General features: G+C 72.2%; 2 protein-coding genes. Both read right to left on the bottom strand.

Annotated features, from left to right (window positions below; translation table 11 throughout):
- The coding region (locus tag ACFY1E_RS47840; protein WP_389088911.1) for a type I polyketide synthase at nt 1-1,455 on the bottom strand (1,455 nt) is incomplete at its 3' end.
- 49 nt (nt 1,456-1,504) lie between these two features.
- Nucleotides 1,505-4,374: SDR family NAD(P)-dependent oxidoreductase (locus ACFY1E_RS47835; RefSeq protein WP_389088909.1), on the bottom strand; the 2,870-nt coding region annotated here is incomplete at its 5' end.

Raw genomic sequence — 4,374 nt, 5'->3', positions numbered from 1 at the left:
CCCCGCAGGCGAACGACCCGACAACGGCCACGCCACCACCGGCAGCCCAACAGCCGTACTCACCCCGGGCTCCGGCAACTCCGGCGCCTGCTCCAGCAGCACATGCGCGTTCGTCCCGCTGAAGCCGAAGGACGAGACCCCCGCCCGGCGCGGCCGGCCCGTCTCCGGCCAGACGACGCGCTCGGTCACCAGCCGGACCGTGCGGTCCTCCCAGTCGATGTGGTGCGAGGGCTTGTCCACGTGAAGCGTCGCGGGCACGAAGCCCTCGCGCATGGACAGCACCGTCTTGATGATCCCGGCCATGCCGGCGGCCGCCTGCGTGTGCCCGATGTTCGACTTCACCGAGCCGAGCAGCAGCGGTCGTTCCGGGGTGTGCTGCCGGCCGTAGGTCGCGATCAGCGCCTGCACCTCGATAGGGTCGCCCAGCGTCGTACCGGTGCCGTGGCCTTCGACCACGTCGATCTGGTCCGCGGAGAGGCCCGCGTCGGCCAGCGCCGCGCGGATCACCTTCTGCTGCGCCACGCCGTTCGGCGCGGTCATTCCGTTGCTCGCGCCGTCCTGGTTCATCGCGCTGCCGCGTATGAGCGCGTGGACACGGTGTCCGTTGCGCTCTGCGTCCGAGAGGCGTTCGACCACCAGTACGCCGACTCCTTCGCCCCAGCCGGTGCCGTCGGCAGCGTCGGCGTAGGCCTTCACACGGCCGTCGCCGGCCAGGGCGCGCTGGCGGGAGAAGTCGAGGAAGGGTGTCGGGGTGGCCATCAGCGTGACGCCTCCGGCCAGCGCCAGCGAGCACTCGCCGGCGCGCAGCGCCTGCGCCGCCAGGTGCAGGGCGACCAGCGACGAGGAGCAGGCCGTGTCGACCGACACGGCCGACCCCTCCAGCCCGAGCGTGTAGGCCACGCGGCCCGAGGCCATGCCCGCGGACTGACCGGAGCCGATGTATCCCTCCGCCTCGGGCGCGCCGATGGTCTTGAGCAGGTAGTCCTGGTAGAGCAGTCCGGCGAAGACGCCGGTGTTCGAGCCGCGCAGGCCCAACGGGTCGATCCCGGCGTCCTCCAGCGCCTCCCAGGCGGTTTCCAGCAGCACCCGGTGCTGCGGATCCATCACGGTCGCCTCGCGCGGCGCGATGCCGAAGAAGTCCGCGTCGAAGTCGGGGACCCCGCTCAGGAATCCGCCCTCGCGTACATACGAGGTGCCGACGTGCTCCGGGTCGGGATCGTAGACGTCGCGCCAGCCGCGGTCGGTCGGGAACGGGCCCATCGCGTCGATGCCGTCCCGCACCAGTCGCCACAGCCCGTCAGGACCGGTGGCGCCGCCGGGGAAGCGGCAGCCCATGCCGACGATCGCGATCGGCTCGTGCTGGGACTCCTCCAGCTTGCGCAGCCGTTCCCGTGTCTGTGTGAGGTCGGCGGTGACGCGCTTGAGGTAGTCGCGCAGCTTGTCCTCGTTCGCCATCCGGCGGGCCTCTCTGGGTAAAAGTCGCTTCGATGCGGGCGGACGGGACTCAGATGCCGAGCTGCTTGTCGATGAAGTCGAAGACCTCGTCGTCGCTCGCGTCCAGGATCCGGTCGGCCGCCGCCTCGCCTTCGGCCGCTGCTCCGGTCGCGTTGAGCGCGGTCAGGATCCTGGTCAGCTGCGCCGTCAGCCGGCTACGGGTGCTCTCGTCGGCGGCGATGCGGTCGAGGGACAGCTCGATCTTCTCCAGTTCGGAGAAGGCCGCGGGTGTGCTGTCCGCGCCGTCGCCGGCCTCGGCCAGTTCCTGGGCGAGGTATTCGGCGAGCGCTTCGGTGGTCGAGTAGTCGAACAGCACGGTCGCCGGCAGTCGCAGGCCGGTGGCGGCGTTGAGCCGGTTGCGCAGTTCGACGGTGGTCAGCGAGTCGAAGCCGAGGTCGCGGAAGGGCCGGTCGGCAGCGAGGCTGTCGGGTTCGTTCGCGCCGAGGACCATCGCGGCCTGCGTCTGGATCAGCCGGGTTAGCGTCTCGGACTGCTGTTCCGGGGTCAGGCCGGCCAGCCGCGCGACCAGGTCGCCGCCGCCGGCCGGGGCTGCGGAGGCCGTGGACCCGGCCTTGCGGGCCAGTTGGGTCAGCACGGTGGGCAGGCTCGGATTGTCCTGGGTGAGCGCGGCGCTGTTGAGGCGTGCGGTCACCAGGGTCGCGCGGCCGGTGTCGAGGGCGGCGTCGAGCAGGGCCAGACCTTCGGCGTCGGAGATCAGCGCGAGCCCGGCCCGGCCCATCCGGTCCAGGTCGGCCTGCGCCATGCCACCGGCCATGCCTTCGGATTGCGCCCAGGGACCCCAGGCCAGCGAGATTCCGGCCAGTCCGAGTCCCTGCCGGTGTTCGGCAAGCGCGTCGAGGAAGGTGTTGGCGGCCGCGTAGTTGCCCTGCCCGGGGTTGCCCCAGACGCCGGCCACCGAGGAGAACAGCACGAAGCGTGAGACGTCCAGGTGGCTCGTCAGCTCGTGCAGGTTCCACGCTCCGGCCGCCTTGACGTTCAGCACCCGGCGTACCCGCTCGGGGGTGAGCGCACTGATGACGGCGTCGTCGAGCAGGCCGGCCGCGTGGTAGATCCCGTCGATGCGCCGGGTGCGCAGCACGTCGTCCAGCAGGGTGGCGAGTCCTTCGCGGTCGGCGACGTCGCAGGCGGCGATGCGCACCGCCGCGCCGCTCTGGGCGATGTGCGCGGCGAGTTCGGCGATCCCGGGGGCCGCGGGGCCGCCTCGGGAGAGCAGGACGAGTTCCCCGGCCTGCTCTGTCTCGGCCAGGTGTCGCGAGACGAGTCGGCCGAGGCCGCCGGTGCCGCCGGTCACGACGACCGCCGCGTCACCGCGCACCGGTGTGGGCACGGTGAGGACGACCTTGCCGACGTGCCGTGCCTGGCCCATGAACCGGAAGGCTTCGGGTGCCTGACGCACGTCCCAGGTGTTGACCGGCAGCGGTCGCAGTACGTCGTCGGCGCACAGGTCGGCGATGTGTCGCAGCATCCTGCCGAGGAGGTCGGGGTGGAGGTCGAGCAGGTCGATCGCCCAGTACGTGATCGCGTGTTCGCGTGCGACCAGTTCGGGGTCGCGTACGTCGGTCTTGCCGATCTCCACGAAGCGTCCGCCACCCGCCAGGCGCAGGGAGGCGTCGACGAACTCGCCGGCCAGCGAGTCGAGCACGACGTCGATCGGGCGTCCGCCGTTCGCCGTCCGGAACGTCTGCTCGAACTCGACGGTACGTGAGGAGGCGATCCGCGCACGGGGCACGCCCGCCGCCTCGACATGCCCCCACTTGCCCTCGCTCGCCGTGGCGAACACGGTCGCCCCGAGGTGCTCGGCCAGTTGCACCGCCGCCATACCGACACCGCCTGCGGCGGCGTGGATCAGCACCGACTCGCCCGCCGACAGCTTCGCCAGCTCGACCAGCGCGTAATACGCCGTCAGGAACACCACGGGGGCACCCGCTGCCTGAGCCATCGACCAGTGCTCCGGAATCGGAGCCAGCAACCGCGCGTCGGTCACCGCAAGCGGCGTGAAACCGCCGGTGAACAACCCCATCACGGCCTGCCCCGGCACCAGGTCCGTCACCCCGGGCCCCGTCTCCACCACCCAGCCGGCGCCCTCAAGACCGGGCAGACCCGCATCGCCCGGGTACATCCCCAGCACATTGAGCACGTCGCGGAAGTTCACGCCCGCCGCGCGCACGGCGACCCGTACCTGACCCGGCTGCAGCGGCGCCGTTCCGGTGTCGGTCGGGACCAGGCGGAGTTGTTCCAGCGTCCCGCGCTCGTGGAAGCCGAGCCGCCACGCCTCGTCCGCAGCGCCGTTCGGGCGGCTGAGGCCCGGCGTGTACCGGGCCAGTCGGGCGGCCGAGGCCCGGCCGCCGTGCAGCGCCACCTGGGCCTCGCCCGAGCCCAGCGCCGCCGCAACTCCGGCCCCGACCTCGTCCGGGCTCTCGACGTCGACCAGCAGCACGCGCTCGTCCTGCTCGGCCTGGGCGACGCGGACAAGGCCCCAGACCGGCCCGCCGAGCAGGCCGTTCGCGCCGGCGTCCGAGCCGGTGGCCCGTACGGTCACGACCGCCAGCCTGGACTCGGAGAGCTGCGCGGCGCCCAGCCACCCCTGTATCGCGCCGAGCACGTCGATCATGAGCCCGCCGGCGGCGGACACCGTGTCGCTGGGCGCGGTGTCGTCGTTCGGTACGCAGGTCAGGACGATGACGTCCGGTGCCTGGGCTCCGACCTCGACCGCCTTGAGGAGTGTCTCGATCCCGTCGTAGCGGGTGGCGTCCGGGAGGCCGGCGATCTCGGCCGGGCCGATCAGCGCCCAGCCGGCGCCCGAGGGCGCGGTGGTCTGGGGTGCGCTCTGGAGTTCCGTCCAGTCCAGGGTGAGCAGGG

Source organism: Streptomyces sp. NPDC001604 (assembly GCF_042893475.1).
Classification (GTDB): domain Bacteria; phylum Actinomycetota; class Actinomycetes; order Streptomycetales; family Streptomycetaceae; genus Streptomyces.
Note: the sequence above shows the minus strand (reverse complement) of the source record. Positions and strands in the feature narration are given on the sequence as shown.